Source organism: Amycolatopsis sp. EV170708-02-1 (genome assembly GCF_022479115.1).
Taxonomy (GTDB): Bacteria; Actinomycetota; Actinomycetes; order Mycobacteriales; family Pseudonocardiaceae; genus Amycolatopsis.
In genome coordinates, this window is record NZ_CP092497.1 from 3,488,586 (window position 1) to 3,504,129 (window position 15,544).

Consider the following 15,544-nt stretch of genomic DNA (forward strand, 5'->3'; position numbering starts at 1 on the left):
CGGTTCTAACCGTCCTCGCCACTCACGAGGCTTGAGCTGGGGGTCAGTAGTCGACGGCGACCATCGCCCTCGAATGCTCCGGCCGCTCGATCTCGTCGACCAGCGCGACCGCGAGATCCGCGTAGGAGAACGGCTTCGCGTCCTCGGCGCGCGGCAGCACCCGGTGGTCCCCGCTGCGGTACACGCCCGTGCGCTCGGCGTGTTCGTCGAGGAACACCGGTGGCGGCGCGACGACCACCCAGTCGAGCCCGTCGCCGGACGCACGGAAGACCTCCAGCTCCGCCGTGTGCCCGAGCGAGAACTCGCGGTGCTCCGGCGGCACGCCCGGCCGGTCGTGCAAGGCGACGCCCGGCTCGACCTCCAGCGCCGACCCGATACCGACGACGACCAGCCTCGCGACACCGGCCCGCCCGAGTCCGTCGATCAGCGCGTGCGCGGCGGCCGGGTAGTACTCGCGTGACGGGAGATCCGCGCGGTAGATGGAACTGATCGCGGCGTCGTGCCCGGCGGCGGCCTTCGCGACGTCTTCCGCGACGGTGACGTCGGCGGCGGTCAAGGTGACGTTGTCCCCGGCGAGATCCGCGTGGCGGCTGGGATCCCGGACGGCGGCGGTGACCAGATGCCCGCGGCTCACGGCTTCGGCGACGGCGCGGCGCCCCGCGCGTCCGCCCGCCCCGAAGATGACGATGCTGCTCATCGTGCTCCTTTTCTCCGTGCCGGTACCCGAGTACCGGCGGCGAACGCGATGCTAGGAGCGGACCCCTCGGTTACCGCAACGAAACCGGCCCCGGGGATGTTCTGGTCCCGTTCACCCGAACGGTTCTGGTGTATCGTCCCGGAATGCGTCACCTGGTACCCCATTCAGCCCTGAAGACCTTGGGCCGTTCGGCCCGCGGAACGTTCGGCCGGGGCCTGCACCGGCTCGCCCGGCGATTCCATGATCCCTATACGGCGGAACTGGAACGGGTCGCCGCGGAATTGCGGGCGGAGATCGTCCGCCAGGGGGACCGCTGTTTCGATCGGATCGTCGAGTTCGAAATCCGGAGCCGTCGCGACATCATCTACGCGGGCGATCAGGACGCGGCCCGCGACAGCAACCGGTTCGCCCGTGAGCACCTCACCGGGACCAAACACTTCGCACGTCCACAAGAGACTCTCGCGTACGCGCTTTCCCTTGCCCCGTCAGGAGGAATGGCCCTCGAATTCGGCGTCGCGAGCGGGAACACGCTGCGCGTGATCGCCCGGGCCCGTGGCGGCGTCGAGACCTACGGGTTCGACTGGTTCCAGGGGCTGCCGGAGAACTGGCTCAACGGGATGCCCGCCGGTTCCTTCGCGCGCGACGACCTGCCGGACGTCCTCGGTGCCGAGCTCGTCGTCGGGCTTTTCGCCGACACGCTTCCCGGCTTTCTCGAGCGGCACGAAGGCGTCGTCGATTTCCTGCACGTGGACGGTGATCTGTACAGCTCGGCGAAAACCGTGCTCGACCTGGTGGGACCGCGGCTGCGGTCCGGCAGCATCGTGCACTTCGACGAGTTCTTCAATTACCCCGGCTGGCAGCGGCACGAGCACAAGGCGTGGCTGGAATACGTCGAACGCACCGGTGTCGAATTCGAATACGTGGCCTACACCTATGCCGACAACCAGGTCACCGTGCGGATCGCCTAAAGCATCTCGCGGACTTCGATAGTGCCGATCGCGGCCCACGGATGGGTCTTCGCCGCCTCGACGGCTTGCTCGCGGCTCTCGCATTCGAGGATGGTGATGCCGCCGATCTGTTCCTTCGTCTCGGCGAACGGGCCGTCGGTGAGCAGCGCCTCGCCACCCCGGACACGGACGGTCGTCGCCGTCTCGGGCGGGTGCAGGCCCATCCCCTCGACGCGCAGGCCGCGCCGCGTCAGCTCCCCGGCCCAGGCACGGCAGGGTTCGGTGATGTCCGTGTCGAGCCCTTCGTCGCCGACGGTTCCGCCGAGCATGAGCAGGTAGCGCACTGGTCCTCCTAGTCCGTCAGTCCGTCTTCGTACGCGCGCAGGGTGTCGACGAACGTCCGCCGCTCGGCCGGGCTCAGCGGCGCGAGCGCCTTCTGCCAGGCGCGGGCACCCTGCGCGAGCCAGCCGTCGATCGCGGGCCGCATCCGGTCGGTGATGGCGACGATCCGCCGGCGGCGGTCCGTCTCGTCCTCGCGCCGGTCGAGCACGTCCTTCTTGCTCAGTTCGCCGACCATCAGGCTCACCGTGGTCGGGGCGACCTCGAGCCGTTCGGCCAGCTCGTTCACCGTCATCGGCCCGTCGAAAAGCAGGTACGACAGCAGCGACAGGTGCCGCGGAGCCAGCGACAGCGACTGGAGTTCTTCGGGGATCTTGATCCGCTTCGCCCGTCCGACCATCCGCGGCATGAGCAGCAGCAAGGCCCGCACGGCGTCGTCGACTTCCATGTCCTCGGTTGACACCGGCCACCCTCCTGGATACCTTTGCGAGCAAAGAGGCTTTGCTTGCAAAGCAAATAGCTCTCACGCTGATGCTACCTGGGGAGTTCCGTTGCTGATGACCACCGCGGACGCCGAAACGGGGCGTCCCCGCACCACTCGCGTCGCGTGCCGCCCTTCCGGGAGCCGGTACCTGGTGTCCGCGCCCGGCGACGATTCGCCTTGGTATCGCGACCTTCTCGCCAGTCCACAAGCGACACTCGAGATCGACGGGGTGTCGCACGCCGCGCGTGCCGTGCCGCTCGAAGGCGAGGAACGCGGGTTCGCGTTGCACCTGCTGGAAGTCGATGCCGCCCGTGGCCGCGCGATCGCCGATCAGCTGCTCGTCCACCATGGCGAGCTCAGGAAGACCCTGGCGGCGGCACGGGCCGAACTCGACGGCGGCCCGGTCGCGGACCGGTCCGGCCTGCGGCGCGAACTGCTCGGCCATTGCGTGACCTTCTGCAACGACCTGCGTATGCACCATCTCCGGGAGGACGGCGCGTTCACCGCGATCGAGAAGGCCCATCCCGGGCTCGCGCCGGCGTTGGAACGGCTGCGCCGGGAGCACGAAACCGTGTCCCGCGCGCTGCTCGATCTCGACGCCTTGCTTCAGAGCGAGGGAGACCGCGGTGCCGTGCGCGAGAAATTCGAACGGGTCGCCGCCGGGCTCGAGGAACATTTCGCCTACGAGGAGGCGAATCTGCTTCCGGCGCTTCGCGGTGAGCCGACCTGGTGACACGCGCCCCGGTTACTCCGAGCGGGTGAGGCCGACGGGCCACTTGGCGGGACACGGTGGTAACGAATGTCCGTTCCTTGGCGACTGATCGTTGTCCGCACCGATCGGCGCGACGCCCCCGACCGGAATAGTGAGAACCGAATGAAGCTTCGAAGAGCCTCACTTCTCTCTCTGGTGGCCGCGGTGGCCACGATCATGCTCGTGGCGCCCACCTCCGCTCTCGCCGCCCCGCCGACCAGCGCGGTGGAGGTCTCGCCGACAACCGTCCAACGTGGACAGACGTTCACCGTGACGCAGACCGTCTACAACGCCGACGCGACGTCGACGATCGAGGGCGGCAAGGCGACGCTCTACGGCAAGGAGTCCTCGCTGCCTGGGATCGTCGACCTGGTGTCCTGTCCCGGCGCGTTCGCCTGCGACGTGCTCGGCGGCAGCATCCGCGGCGGCGTCGGCACCGTGCCCCCCGGGCAGAGCAAGACCGTGGTGTTCACCTTGCGGGTCAAGGACGACGCCCCGCTGGGCGATGTCACGCTGCAGCACCAGTTCGTCGGCGACAACTACAGTTTCGAGATTCTCGACGGCCCCGTGCTGACCATCTCCGGCACGCCGAGCGCGGCGGATCTCGGGGTCACGCTGACCGCGTCCCCGCGCGGGATCCTGACGTCGTCGATCGACTACACGGTCAAGGTCACGAACGCGGGCCCGGCCGCGGCGTCCGGGATCCGGGTGGCGTCCACCCTCGGCAACGGGCTGCGCTTCACCGGCTCGTCCGTCTGCTCGAACCCGAGCGGCACGAAGGTCGTCAATTGCGACTTCTCGTCGCTCGCGTCCGGAGCCAGCGCGACGGCGAAGTTCACGGTGGCCGCGGGACTGCTGAGCGTCGGGCCGGTCAAGACGACCGCGAAGATCACGCAGAGCTCCGCGGCCGACCCGAACGCGGCCAACGACACCGCGTCGTCGACCTGCACGGCGATCACCGGGCTGCTGCTCACCTGCTGACCCCTCGGCCAAGTCCGTGAAGGCCTCCTTGAGGGACTCTGGGTCTCTCAAGGAGGCCTTCACGGACCGGCTCGACGTGCTCGAACGGCGATCACGCGTGATTGGGGAGCGATCATGCGTGATTGGAGACGGAACTCGCGTGATCAGCGGAGGCGCTCGGCGCGGGCGTGGAGGTAGCGCTGGTGCGGCAGGCCGGGCGCCCGCCGTGCGGCGTCCACATAGGACTCGACGGCTTCGGCGGTGTCCCCGGCCATTTCGAGCAGATGGGCGCGAGCGGCGTGGAACCGGTGGTCGCCGGAGATCCGGTCGCCGAGTTCGTCCAGCGCCGCCAGCCCTTCCCGTGGCCCGCGGGCCATTCCGACGGCGACCGCGTGGTTCAGCGCCACCACGGGATTGTCGGAGAGCCGCAGCAGAACCTCGTACAGTGCCACGATCTGCGGCCAGTCGGTCTCCTCGGCGCTCGGCGCCTCGTCGTGCAGCGCGGCGATCGCCGCCTGGATCTGGAACGGCCCGGTCGGCCCGTTCGGCAGCGCTTCGGACAGCAGCGCGATGCCCTCGGCGACGTATCCGGCGTTCCACCGGCCCCGGTCCTGTTCGGACATCGGGATCGGCGCGCCGTCCGGCCCCGTCCTCGCCGGGCGGCGCGCGTCGGTGAGCAGCATCAGCGCGAGCAGGCCGGTGGCCTCGCCGTCGTCCGGGGCCAGCCGGTGGACGATCCTGGCCAGCCGGATGGCTTCGGCGGAAAGATCGCTCCGCACCAGATCGGGCCCGGACGTGCTGGCGTAACCCTCGTTGAAGATCAGGTACAGCACGTGGAGCACCGCGTCGAGCCGCCCCGGTTCCGGCGGCAGGCCGAACGGGACGCCGCTGGCCTTGACACCCGCCTTCGCGCGGGTGATCCGCCGGGTCATCGTCGCCTCGGGGACCAGGAACGCGCGGGCGATCTCCGCCGTGGTGAGGCCGCCGACCGCCCGCAGGGTCAGCGCGATCTGCGACGCGGGCGAGAGAGACGGGTGGCAGCACAGGAAGAGCAGGATGAGCGTGTCGTCCGTGTCGGCCGCCGTCCGGTCCGCCGCGGGGGCGAGATGCTCCTCCGGCAGCTTCCACTGGACGACGGTGTCCTCGCGACGGCGCCGTGCCTGCTCAGCGCGGAGCAGATCGGTCAGCCGCCGTGAAGCGACGGTGATGAGCCACGCGCGCGGATTCTCGGGCCGCCCTTCGGCCGGCCATTGCGTCGCGGCCGCGAGAAGTGCCTCCTGCGTCGCGTCCTCCGCCAGGTCGAAATGACCGTAGCGGCGGACGACGGCGCCGAGGACCTGCGGCGAAAGCTCACGCAGCAGATCCTCGACGCCGATGTCCGGCACTTAGAGCTCCAGTTCTTCGAAGCTGTCGGCGCACGGCCGGATGTCGACGTACCAGTCGCGGCCGAGGTCGCTGCCTTCCGGATGCGGGGTGTTCGCCAGCTGGGCGGCGATCTCGGTCGCGCGGTCGTAGCTCGCGCAGTCGACGGTCGTGTACCCGACCAGGACCTCCTGCGTCTCGGCGTACGGTCCGTCCGTCACCACGGGCGCGCCGTCCCGCAGGGAGACGCGGCGCGCGTGCGCCGGCTGGGAGAGACCCTGCGCGTCGACGAACTCGCCGGACTCGACCAGATCGTTGTTCCACTTGGCCATGAACTCGTGCAGGGCCTTGACCTCGTCGGCGCTCCAGGAGCCGCCGATGTCGGCGAGGTCCTTCTGCGACCCGAACATCATGATCATGTACTTCACGGTTTTCTCCTCTCGGCCGGCACCTTTCCGGTGCCTTCTGCCGGGGACGTCGGAGCCGCCGGGCCGGACCGGACATCGTTCTCCGCGAATTTTCCCTCAGTGCCGGTTTCGGCTGCCGATAGTGGGCTGAAGGCTCCCTTCGCCGCGTCTGATGCGACGAAAGGAGCCTTCGGCCTCGGCGGCAGGGATAGTCTCCCTCAGCCGCGGCCGGTCGCGGTGTTCATCGCGTCGGCCGGTTCCAGGGTCCGTCCGCCGGTGATCTTGGCGTACAGGTGCGCGCCACCGAGGACCGGCGGATATTTCGGCGGGTTCTCGGCGGACCGGCAGGTCGGGAGGCATTCGAACCGCGCGTCGTGGTCGCCGTCGAAGAAGAACGCCACGCTTCGCCGTCGTGACGGCCCCGGCCCGGACGGTGGCACGACCCGGTGCAGGGTGGAGCGCCAGCGGTCGTTGGTCCACTGCGCGGTGAGGTCGCCGAGGTTCACGACCAGCGCGTCTTCGGCGGGGATCACGTCGTGCCAGCCGCCGTCGGGGCCGTGGATCTGCAGGCCGGGGACGGGGTCGGCGTAGAGCACGGTGACGATGCCGTAATCGGTGTGCGCGCCGAGCCGCATCTGGCCGGGCAGGGGTTCGGGGGCTCCGGCCCGCCGTTCGAAGTGATTCACCCGCAAGGTGCGTGTCGGGTGCCGGGTGTACGCGCCGAGGTAGCCGTCGGGGAGCCCGAGTGCCTTCTCAAAGATCTCCAGCAGCACTCGTGCGACACGGTGCGCTTCGTCGGCGTACGCCGTGAGCGCGGGCCGCAGGTTCTCCGGCAGCTCTGGCCAGATGTTCGGCACGAAGAAGCCGTACGGGTCTTCGCCGTCGATGTGCTCCGCGCCGATGACGAACGATTCCGACAGGTCGGGCGGCGTCGTCTCCCCGAGGCTGTACGCCAGCCCTTCGGTGCCTTCGGCGGCGTATCCGCGATCCGAGGCGCGGTCGGCGGGCGCGGAACGGAGCTTCTCCTCGACAGGGAGCGCGAAGAAGGCCGCGGTCGCTTCGCACATGGCGTCGATCGTCGCCCGCGGGATGCCGTGCCCGACGATCTGCAGGAACCCCACGCGCGTCAACGCCTCGTCGACGGCGCGCGCGAGCCGTGTGCGGTCGCCGCCGTCCCAGATGCTCAGATCGACCGTCGGTACGAGTGTCATATCGCGACGGTAGCCAGGGTGGCGCCGGTGATCACCGGGTCGCGGTCATCCGATCGGGCGATCTGTCCTGCCCGATCGGCCCGCGCAGGCTCACCGCGCACAGCACACCGAGGAGCAGCGCGCCGGCCGGAAGCAGGAAGGCGGCCTTGACGGCGTCCGTGAGCGCGGCACTGGTGACCTGGGCGACCAGCTCCCGTGCCTGGACGGGCAGATCCGCGGTGACTTCGGGGACGCCGCCGAACTCGCCTGCCGCGACCTCTTCCGTGAACTGGTCGAGGAAACGCTGCCGCAGCTCGGCGGGCAGCCCGGCCGCGGCCTCGTTCGCCCGGTCCGCCATCGAGGCACTGGTCCGCGCCTCCAGCAGGACTCCGACGGCCGCGCTGCCGAGCACGCCGCCGACCTGGCGCGCGGTGTTGAAGATGCCCGAAGCGCTGCCGACCAGCGACCGCTCGACCGAGTTGATGGTCACGTTGTTCATCGGGGAGAAGGTGAACCCGACACCGAGACCGCAGAGCAGCAGCCCGGGAAGCAGGGCCAGCGGCGAGCTCGCCGGGATGAGCACCAGCGAGACGACGCAGAGCCCGCCGCACAGGGCGAGCATCCCGGACATCAGCAGGTACTTGGGGTTCACCCGGTCCGACAGCCTGCCCGCGAACGGCGCGACGCCGCCGGACACCACGGCGAGCGGCGCGATGAGCAGACCGGCGTCGGTGGGGGACAGGCCGAGTACCGACTGTATGTAGACGACGAACACCAGGAGCATGCCGGTCATCGTGAAGCCGACCGTCACCGCCGACGCGGCGCCGAGGGAGAAGTCGCGATGGCGGAAGATCCGCAACGGCAGCAGCGGTTCGCGGCGGTTGACCCGCTGCCACAGGACGAAACCGCCCAGCAGCACCACACCGGCCCCGATGATGTCGAAGGCCGTTCCCCAGCCGTACGTCTGTCCATTTTGGATACCGAAGACGACGCAGACGAGGCCGGCGCCGAAGAGCAGGATCCCGGGAACGTCGAAGCGATGCGAGTTCCCCGGCCGCCAGTCGGGCACGAGCACGACGGTGAGCACCAGCGCGATCAGCCCGACCGGGACGTTCGCGAAGAAGATCCACTCCCAGCCGAGCTGATCCACGAGCAGCCCGCCCAGCACCGGACCGGCGATCATGGCGAGGCCCGCGACACTGCCCCAGGCACCCATCGCCGGGCCTCGTTCGTCCGGCGGGAACAGATGCGTGATGAAGGCCGTGGTCTGCGGGGTCATCAACGCGGCGCCGAGACCCTGCACCGCACGGGCGGCGATCAGTGTCTCCACGTTGCCGGAAAGCCCGCACCACAGCGACGCCGCGGTGAACACGAGCAGCCCGGCGACGAAGACGCGCTTCGGCCCGAGCCGGTCGCCGAGCCTGCTGGCCGGCAGGATCGGGACGGCATAGGCGAGCAGGTACACGCTGGTCACCCAGATCACCGCGGTCAGCTCGGTGCCGAGTTCGCGCACCATCGACGGCACCGCGATGTTCACGATGCTGATATCCAGCATGACCATGAAGAAACCCAGGCACAGCGCGAAAAGCGCGGGCCAGGGCCGGGTTCGCTTCGGCATCCGTCCTCCTGTTCCCGACGCCGGACGGGTGGGACGACGAGCGGGACCACCCGCCGTCCACCCCGGTGGTCACCCCGCGTGCGCGACCATGGCGACGGCGGGCGCGCCGGTACCGCCCGGACGACCGATGCCCTGATAGGCCAGTCCCGTCCGGGCCACGGTGTGCGGGTCGAGCAGGTTCCGGGTGTCGATGACGGTCCGGCCGTGGAGCCGGTCGGCGATCCGTCCCCAGTCGAGGGCGCGGAACTCCGGCCATTCGGTCAGCAGCACGATCGCCGCCGCGCCCTTCGCCGCGTGATAGGCGGTCCCGGCGATCCGCACGTCGTCGGTCACGCCCGGCACCGGCGCGTGGACGCTGGGGTCGTAGCCGGACAGTTCCGCGCCTTCGGCGGCCAGCCGGGCCGCGATCGCCAGCGAGGGGGAATCCCGCAGATCGTCCGTCCCGGCCTTGAACGTCAGGCCGAGCAGGCCGATCCGGACCCCGGCGAGGTCGCCGCCGACGGCCTTGCGCACCTTGTCGACCACCAGTTCCTGCTGTTTGACGTTGGTGTCGATCGCCGCGCGCAGCAGGGCGAAATCGCTGCCTGCCGATTCCGCGGTGCGCAGCAACGCGAAAGTGTCCTTCGGCAGGCAGGAGCCGCCCCAGCCCGGCCCCGGCCGCAGGAACGCCTTGCCGATCCGGTCGTCGTATCCCATACCGGCCGTCACGTCGTCGATACTCGCGTCGAGGTACTCGCACAGCTCGGCGACCGTGTTCACAAAGGACAGACGGGTGGCGAGATAGCAGTTGGACGCGTACTTGATCAACTCCGCGCTCGCGGAATCGGTCACCAGGACGGCGGTGTCGAGTTTCTCGTACAGCGCCGCGACCCGCCTGGCGGGGACCGGGTCGCGATCGGCCGAGCCCACCACGATCCGGTCGGGATTCAGGAAGTCGTGGACGGCGAATCCCTCGCGCAGGAATTCGGGGTTGGACACGACCGCGACGTCGGCCCGGTCGATCAGCTCCGCGACGCGGGCCGCCGTGCCGACGGGAACCGTCGACTTGTTCACCACGACACAGCCGTGCGGCAGCAGATCCCGCACCTCGGTCACGACGGATTCCAGCACGGTCAGATCCGCCGCGCCGGTCGCGCCCATCGGCGTCGGCACGCAGAGGATCACGATATCCGCGCTCGCCGCCGCCGCGCTCGCGCCGAGCACGAAGTCCAGCCGCCCGGAAGCCAGCCCGTCCACCACGAGTTCGCAGATCCCCGGTTCCCTGATGGTCGCCTCACCGCGCCGCAACGCGTCGACCTTCTCCTGATCGACGTCCGCGCAGACGACGCGGTGTCCCAAGGACGAAAGGCACGCGGCCGTCGTCAATCCGACGTAGCCCGCGCCGATGACGGCGACTTCGGCCCCCATGGTTGCACCCATTCTCTTACCCTCCAGTTTCGATGCCGCCGGGCGGCGCGGAGTCGCCCCGCCCGGCGGCATCGCGAGATACGGATTTCGTGTTCAGCCGTGCGTCACTTGGCGTGCGGGATGGCGCGGATCCCCTCGTACGGGGTCTCCTTGCCGAGGTAGTCCACCGTTTCGAACAGACCGATCGCGTGCATCGGGTACCGGGCGCCCGCTTCCGCCGCGAAGACACAGGGAAGGATCTGCTTCCGCTCGGAGGCGGCGGCCTGGCCGCCCTTGCGGATGTGCTTGTGGGTGTGGATGAGGATCGGCATGTACCCACCGCCGAGGAACGAACCCGACTGCAGCACCGCCCCGCCGACGCAGTCGATCACGCAGCCCTTGCCGAGGATCGCGTCGCGGCCTTGGTAGTAGTACGAAGGCGTGGCGAGCGTGCCGTGCTCCACATGGAACACACCGGCCGAGAGCCCGATGATCGACCGGCCGCAGGTGCGCAGCACCGAGCGGTAGAAGTCGACCAGGATCGGCCGGACGGTCGTGTCCGGAAGCGAGAATTCCCCGCACATCAGGGTGATGCGCACCAGTTCCGCGAGCGTGAGGCCGGAGCCGTGCTCGCCGGGGAATTCCTGGTCCCACGGCACCAGGTAGTCCGACGGCGCCACCATGGTGGTCCCGACGTCTTCGAGGATCAGCCGTTCCGCGTCGCCGACCTCCTCCGAAGGCACGACGCCGCCCGCGAGGACGCGCACGGCGAGCAGGTGCCTGCTCTCCAGCGTCTTCGCCCTGCTGGCCGCGATCAGCAGGTTGAGCCTGCCGGTCACCGTTTCCGGGATGTCGAAGAGATGGTCGATACCGTCGGTGGGGACGGCGATCTTCGCCTGCAGGCCGCGTTTGGGCAGCGGCTCGTAGGCGTCGACGACCTCCTGGAGGGCACCGGTGTACTCGCCCGCCCCGACCTGGACGAGCCTCTCCGCGGCCAGCGCGCGGTAATCGAAGGGGATCGAGGTCGACGTCGACAGCACGACGTCGGCGAGCAGGGCGCGATAGCGGTCGTCGTCCAACGAGGACGCGGCCAGTTCCAAGGACAGGTAAGGGGATTCGTCGCCGGGGCCGTGGATCCAGCTCGCGGTGTAGGGCGCCTCGAACCGGCACGCCTTCGCGAACAGCGCGCGGGCGGCGTCGTCGTTCTTGACCTGGCCGGTGACCTCGGCCAGTGCCACGTCGCGGTCCGAGACCTCGGGCAGCATGTCCTTGGCCGGCCGCAACAGTGTCGAAAGATCCTCGATGCTTCGCGTCATGCTTCGCTCCCAATTCGTGCGTACTTCTCGTTTTCCGTTGTCTGCGGGAAGGTGCCGGTGAACATCGCCGAACCCAGCGCGGCGAGGAACCGGTGCTCCGCGGGGCGGACCAGCGTGGTGCCCTCGTCGAGGTGCCGCAAAAGATCAAGCTGCGTCAGAAGTGCCTCCTTGAAATGATTGACGGCGATGCGGAAATGGCGGGCCGGGTGCCGGACGTGGACCGCGTGGATGTTCTTGTGATCGGGGTCCACCCCGAAAAACGGCTCGAAGACCAAGGTGACGTGGTTCCCGGACCGGAGTTCCACGTCCGCGAAGCGGTACCGGAACTCCGACCCGTACGGGATGACCGAAGGGACGATGAAGTCCCGCGAAACGCTCTCGGGGAAGGCGAATCCGGCCAGTTCGGGGAAGGCGATGGCGCCGGTCGACGACGTGTAGAGCTCGATGTCGGGCAGGCCGGGAACCGTGGTCCGCACTCGCATTTCCGCCGTCACGGAAGTGGGCACCGCGCCCAGGTAGGTCCGGTACTGCTCGGCGGGGAGGACCGCACGCAGGATGCTCAACATGTGGAAGCCCTCGTAGCCGGCTTCGCCGTACTGGGTGTCGACGAACCTGCCGTTCGCGACGTCGAGCTCCCGGTTCTTGGTGAATTCGATGGTGATCTTCTCGATCGGATCGGACTCGCCGAGCTCCCGCACGGAGGCCGCGAACCGTTGCACGGCTTCGCTGTGCCAATACACGTCGTTGACGATGATCCGGGCCCGGGGATGACGCCGGACCGTGCGGCTGAGACCGGCGATGTCCTCCGGGTAGCAAGCCGGTTTCTCCAGCAGGACACGGGCATCGGGTCGCCGCCGCAGGATCTCGTCGACGACCGCGAGATGGGTCGCGGTCGGGGTGGCGACCACCCAGGTGTCGACCGACGCCGGATCCGGCACCTGGGCGACCCGCTCCCAGTCGGCTCCGTCGCCGATGTCCACGGTGCGGACGCGGTGTCCCGCGTCGCCGTAGCAAGCGGCGTACAGCGACCCGATCTTGCCGAGCCCGACGATGACGATCGTCTTCTCAGCCAGCGACGGTGCCGACACGGGCTTCCCCTTCCCGAGACCGGATGGCGTGGCGGGCGGCGGACGTGCCGGCCGCCCGGCCGAGCACGGCACCCGCCATCAGGCCGGTGCCGCCCGGATAGCCCTGGTCGTAAAGACCGCCGACGATCACGCCCGCCGCGTAGAGGCCGCTGATCGGCTCGCCGCCGCCGCGCACTTCGGCGTCGGGGGTCACGGAGAGCCCGCCGTAGGTGAAGGTCAATCCGCAGACCACCGGGACGAACAGGTACGGCGGGGTGTCGAGCCGCTTTTCGTCCTGGTCCGCGTGCAGCCGCTCGATTTCGGCGGTCAGGTTCGCGGCGTCGATCCCGAGCCGCCGGGCGCCTTCCTCGATCGAGGAGACGGTCACCGACGCGGGGTCGCCGACGTAGCCCTTGGGGAGCGCGCCCGCCGAGACCACCTTGTCGTCGAAGATCTGGAAGGCCGTCCTTCCCGGCTGCTCCTGGATCTTCTGGCCCAGCGTGACGTAGGTGAGGTTGCTGTAGCCGCCGGACTCGTCGAAGAACCGGCGTCCTTCCCGGTTGACCACGACGCCCAGCGGATAGGCGTACCGGGCGAGGCCGTGGGATTTGTGCATCTGCCCCGGCAGCATGTGGTCGGGCAGCTCGATGCCCTGCGGCGTGGTGTGGCACTTCTCCCAGTTGCCGGCCGTGTCCGCGCCGAGCCCGACGGCCGCCGTCAGCGGAGCGCCTTCGTTGAACGGGACACCGCGCAGCTTCACGTCCCGCCACGCCTCGCCGAGGTGGCGTTCACGCAGCCGGTCGTTCGCCTCGAAGCCCGCCGATGCCAGCACCAGCGCGTCGGCGATCGCCGGGAACGCGGGCCCGGAACCGTGGAGCAGGTACCGGCCGTCGGCGGTCTTCTCGAAGCCGGTGACCGCGCTGTCGTAGAAGACCGTTCCGCCGAGCCGTTCGAGCCGGTCGAAGTTCCGGTCCTGCAGGCTCTGGCCGCCGCCGTCGAGGACGATCGGCACGTCACCGGGCAGCGGGGTCGGTCTCGGGGCCCAGCGCTGGCCGAAGTCGCGCATCCAGGCGATCGTGTCCGTCGAACGGCGGATGATCGACTCGATGAGAGCGACGTCGACCTGGTCGCCGGACACCCGCAGCCAGTCGTCGAGGTACTGCTCGTCGGTGTAGCCGGAGCGGCCGTCCAGTATCTCTTCGACCCGGTCCTTGTCCGCCTGCCGCAACAGGGCGGCGATGAAGGGACTTCCCTGCCAGGAGAAACGCATTGTCCTGGTCAGGGAACTGTTCCCGCCGCGCAGTTCTTTCGGCGCGGCTTCGAAGACACCGACGGAGGTCGCACCCGCCTGCAATGCGGCTATCCCCGCGCAGAGCCCCGCATTACCCCCGCCGACGACGGCTACCTGCCATTCGGCCGTATCATTTCGCCCGTTATGCATCGACAACGCTCCACAATCCGGTGTTCGCCATTCAGGGACGACCGAGCTCGAACAGACCGAGCCATACCGCCGGAGCGCATGGGGAATGGTTATTTCCACGCACGGTCACCGGGCGAATACGGACGGGGCCTGTGAACAGCCGGTCCGCTGCTGGATTCGCAGCTTTCTTTCCTCGCGTGTGCTCAGACAGGCGGCGCACGAGGATGAACCTTCGGAATCAGTGGCCGACGCCGGATTCGGGCGACGGCAGACGTCATCCGGTCTTCAGAACAGAGATTTCAGTGGATGCCTTCCGAGATGAACCAGCCGTTTCCGCCGGGTTCACCGTCGCCCTTGACGATGGTCGTACGGATTCCTCTGGTTTGCTCATTTTCCTCGGCCCGGGATTCTCGGGCCTCCCCAGACGTGACCGGCGTGGGGGCCGGCTGACGCCAGCCTGACTTCCTGACCAGCGCAGGGGCAACCTTCGGGTAGTTCGGCCTTGTTCGAAATCGTTCGAGTGGTCCGAACAGCAGATTCCGGCGCCGCTGAATGGCGGTATCGCGGCTCAGATCGCCTCAGTCAATCTAGAGCGATGATCGTTGAAGAGGGGGACGGCGACGGGGAGTCGCCGACGACGGTTCACCCACCGGACTCGACGGCTTCACCGGCTGAGTTCACAGCGGCACTGCGTGTATTGAGAACGTGGTCCGGATTGACTTATCGGCAGCTGGCCGGAAGGGCTAAAGAGCTCGGGGAACACTTCCGGCGAGTACGGTCGCGACCACTCTCGGCCGCACCACACTGCCCGCGAATCGTTCGTCGAGACGTTCACGCGCGCGTGCGGGTTGACCGACGAAGAGGTGCGGCGGTGGCTCGACTCCCGGACACGGATCGCGATGGGGACCCCGGCCCGCCCGCCGACGAGGTGAAGGTGGAGGCCGTCCCGCCGCCCGAACCGGACCCGGAACCTCGGCGCCGGCGGCGCTGGCGGGCGCCGTTGATCGTGGCCGCGATCATGAGCGTCGTCCTCGTCGGGACACTGGGCTATTTGACGCGTTCCTTCGGGGCTTCCTCCAAGGCGAAGGACACCGCGGTCGTGGTGCCCGGGCTGGACGTGCGGGAGGTGGGCAGCTGGGCGCGGATCCGGCCCGCGCGCTCACCCGAGTTCTGCCTGGCCGAGGGGACGGACCGGACCCGGCTCTACTCCGGCACGATCGTCGCCCAGCAGGCCTGTGGCGGCGACGCGTCGCCGCACCTGTTCCTCGATCCCGTCGGGGAAGAGAACGCCGTGCAGATCCAGTGGCACCATCCGGAGACCGGGGTCGGCTGTGTCACCGTCGTGAACGAAGGACTGGGGCACGACCTGCTCGAACCCCGCGACGACTGCGACGACGATGGTATGGACCAGTTGTTCACCATCGGCTCGGCGGGCCCGGAGGAACCGGGGCGGTTCGTCATCCGGCCCGTCGGTACCAGCCAGTGCCTCGGCCTGCGTGACCTGGACACCGTGGCGGGTACCGAGGTCGTGCGGGAACGCTGCTCCGGGGCGCCCGACCAGACGTTCTTGATCGACCTGATCCCGCCTCCGTGATCATCT

Annotated in this window: 15 protein-coding genes; 4 read left to right on the top strand and 11 right to left on the bottom strand. The window is 69.0% G+C overall.

What is annotated here, in order from left to right:
* Nucleotides 1–43: 43 nt before the first annotated feature.
* Nucleotides 44–697, bottom strand: a complete 654-nt coding sequence (locus MJQ72_RS16275; RefSeq protein ID WP_240599950.1) for an NAD(P)-dependent oxidoreductase — start codon at nucleotides 695–697, stop codon at nucleotides 44–46.
* Nucleotides 698–840: 143 nt separating this feature from the next.
* Here MJQ72_RS16275 and MJQ72_RS16280 point away from each other — a divergent pair, with 143 nt between their 5' ends.
* Nucleotides 841–1,665, top strand: a complete 825-nt coding sequence (locus MJQ72_RS16280; protein WP_240599951.1) for a class I SAM-dependent methyltransferase — start codon at nucleotides 841–843, stop codon at nucleotides 1,663–1,665.
* Here MJQ72_RS16280 and MJQ72_RS16285 read toward each other — a convergent pair.
* Together MJQ72_RS16285 and MJQ72_RS16290 are read right to left on the bottom strand one after the other, a co-directional pair.
* Nucleotides 1,662–1,988 carry a YciI family protein gene (locus tag MJQ72_RS16285; RefSeq protein WP_240599952.1) on the bottom strand — a complete coding sequence of 109 codons (327 nt, stop codon included), beginning with the start codon at nucleotides 1,986–1,988 and terminating at the stop codon, nucleotides 1,662–1,664. The genes MJQ72_RS16280 and MJQ72_RS16285 overlap by 4 nt on opposite strands.
* 8 nt (nucleotides 1,989–1,996) lie before the next feature.
* On the bottom strand, nucleotides 1,997–2,431 hold the full coding sequence (locus MJQ72_RS16290) for a MarR family winged helix-turn-helix transcriptional regulator (protein WP_240601342.1): 435 nt from the start codon (nucleotides 2,429–2,431) through the stop codon (nucleotides 1,997–1,999).
* A gap of 109 nt (nucleotides 2,432–2,540) precedes the next feature.
* Between MJQ72_RS16290 and MJQ72_RS16295 the strand changes: the two genes are divergently transcribed.
* Together MJQ72_RS16295 and MJQ72_RS16300 are read left to right on the top strand one after the other, a co-directional pair.
* Nucleotides 2,541–3,200 (top strand): nitroreductase/quinone reductase family protein, encoded by a 660-nt coding sequence (locus MJQ72_RS16295; protein WP_240599953.1) that lies wholly within the window; start codon nucleotides 2,541–2,543, stop codon nucleotides 3,198–3,200.
* Between the two features lie 141 nt (nucleotides 3,201–3,341).
* Nucleotides 3,342–4,199 (top strand): hypothetical protein, encoded by an 858-nt coding sequence (locus tag MJQ72_RS16300; RefSeq protein WP_240599954.1) that lies wholly within the window; start codon nucleotides 3,342–3,344, stop codon nucleotides 4,197–4,199.
* Nucleotides 4,200–4,342: 143 nt separating this feature from the next.
* On the opposite strand, the gene MJQ72_RS16305 is transcribed toward MJQ72_RS16300, so the two are convergent.
* From MJQ72_RS16305 to MJQ72_RS16340, 8 genes are all read right to left on the bottom strand, one after another.
* The gene (locus MJQ72_RS16305; RefSeq protein ID WP_240599955.1) at nucleotides 4,343–5,563 is read right to left on the bottom strand and encodes an RNA polymerase sigma factor; all 1,221 of its coding nucleotides are present in this window, start codon (nucleotides 5,561–5,563) and stop codon (nucleotides 4,343–4,345) included.
* On the bottom strand, nucleotides 5,564–5,959 hold the full coding sequence (locus tag MJQ72_RS16310; RefSeq protein WP_240601343.1) for a YciI family protein: 396 nt from the start codon (nucleotides 5,957–5,959) through the stop codon (nucleotides 5,564–5,566).
* Nucleotides 5,960–6,165: 206 nt separating this feature from the next.
* Nucleotides 6,166–7,158: an isopenicillin N synthase family oxygenase gene (locus MJQ72_RS16315; protein WP_240599956.1), complete on the bottom strand. Its 993-nt coding sequence runs from the start codon at nucleotides 7,156–7,158 to the stop codon at nucleotides 6,166–6,168.
* Between the two features lie 31 nt (nucleotides 7,159–7,189).
* A complete protein-coding gene (locus MJQ72_RS16320; protein ID WP_240599957.1) occupies nucleotides 7,190–8,755 on the bottom strand; it encodes an MDR family MFS transporter in 1,566 nt (521 codons plus the stop codon).
* Between the two features lie 69 nt (nucleotides 8,756–8,824).
* Nucleotides 8,825–10,162, bottom strand: a complete 1,338-nt coding sequence (locus MJQ72_RS16325) for a UDP-glucose/GDP-mannose dehydrogenase family protein (RefSeq protein ID WP_240599958.1) — start codon at nucleotides 10,160–10,162, stop codon at nucleotides 8,825–8,827.
* Between the two features lie 104 nt (nucleotides 10,163–10,266).
* Nucleotides 10,267–11,457 carry a hypothetical protein gene (locus MJQ72_RS16330; RefSeq protein ID WP_240599959.1) on the bottom strand — a complete coding sequence of 397 codons (1,191 nt, stop codon included), beginning with the start codon at nucleotides 11,455–11,457 and terminating at the stop codon, nucleotides 10,267–10,269.
* Nucleotides 11,454–12,545, bottom strand: coding sequence for a hypothetical protein (locus MJQ72_RS16335; RefSeq protein ID WP_240599960.1), 1,092 nt, complete (start codon nucleotides 12,543–12,545; stop codon nucleotides 11,454–11,456). Before MJQ72_RS16335 ends, MJQ72_RS16330 begins: the two co-directional genes overlap by 4 nt.
* Nucleotides 12,523–13,965 carry an FAD-dependent oxidoreductase gene (locus tag MJQ72_RS16340; RefSeq protein WP_240599961.1) on the bottom strand — a complete coding sequence of 481 codons (1,443 nt, stop codon included), beginning with the start codon at nucleotides 13,963–13,965 and terminating at the stop codon, nucleotides 12,523–12,525. Before MJQ72_RS16340 ends, MJQ72_RS16335 begins: the two co-directional genes overlap by 23 nt.
* 850 nt (nucleotides 13,966–14,815) lie before the next feature.
* Here MJQ72_RS16340 and MJQ72_RS16345 point away from each other — a divergent pair.
* Nucleotides 14,816–15,538, top strand: a complete 723-nt coding sequence (locus MJQ72_RS16345) for an RICIN domain-containing protein (protein WP_240599962.1) — start codon at nucleotides 14,816–14,818, stop codon at nucleotides 15,536–15,538.
* Nucleotides 15,539–15,544: the final 6 nt, after the last annotated feature.

Coding starts and splice junctions, on each gene's coding strand:
- MJQ72_RS16275 (WP_240599950.1), bottom strand. CDS start 697: ATGAGCAGCATCGTCATCTTCGGGGCGGGCGGACGCGCGGGGCGCCGC.
- MJQ72_RS16280 (WP_240599951.1), top strand. CDS start 841: ATGCGTCACCTGGTACCCCATTCAGCCCTGAAGACCTTGGGCCGTTCG.
- MJQ72_RS16290 (WP_240601342.1), bottom strand. CDS start 2,431: ATGGAAGTCGACGACGCCGTGCGGGCCTTGCTGCTGCTCATGCCGCGG.
- MJQ72_RS16295 (WP_240599953.1), top strand. CDS start 2,541: ATGACCACCGCGGACGCCGAAACGGGGCGTCCCCGCACCACTCGCGTC.
- MJQ72_RS16300 (WP_240599954.1), top strand. CDS start 3,342: ATGAAGCTTCGAAGAGCCTCACTTCTCTCTCTGGTGGCCGCGGTGGCC.
- MJQ72_RS16310 (WP_240601343.1), bottom strand. CDS start 5,959: ATGATCATGATGTTCGGGTCGCAGAAGGACCTCGCCGACATCGGCGGC.
- MJQ72_RS16315 (WP_240599956.1), bottom strand. CDS start 7,158: ATGACACTCGTACCGACGGTCGATCTGAGCATCTGGGACGGCGGCGAC.
- MJQ72_RS16320 (WP_240599957.1), bottom strand. CDS start 8,755: ATGCCGAAGCGAACCCGGCCCTGGCCCGCGCTTTTCGCGCTGTGCCTG.
- MJQ72_RS16325 (WP_240599958.1), bottom strand. CDS start 10,162: ATGGGGGCCGAAGTCGCCGTCATCGGCGCGGGCTACGTCGGATTGACG.
- MJQ72_RS16330 (WP_240599959.1), bottom strand. CDS start 11,457: ATGACGCGAAGCATCGAGGATCTTTCGACACTGTTGCGGCCGGCCAAG.
- MJQ72_RS16340 (WP_240599961.1), bottom strand. CDS start 13,965: ATGCATAACGGGCGAAATGATACGGCCGAATGGCAGGTAGCCGTCGTC.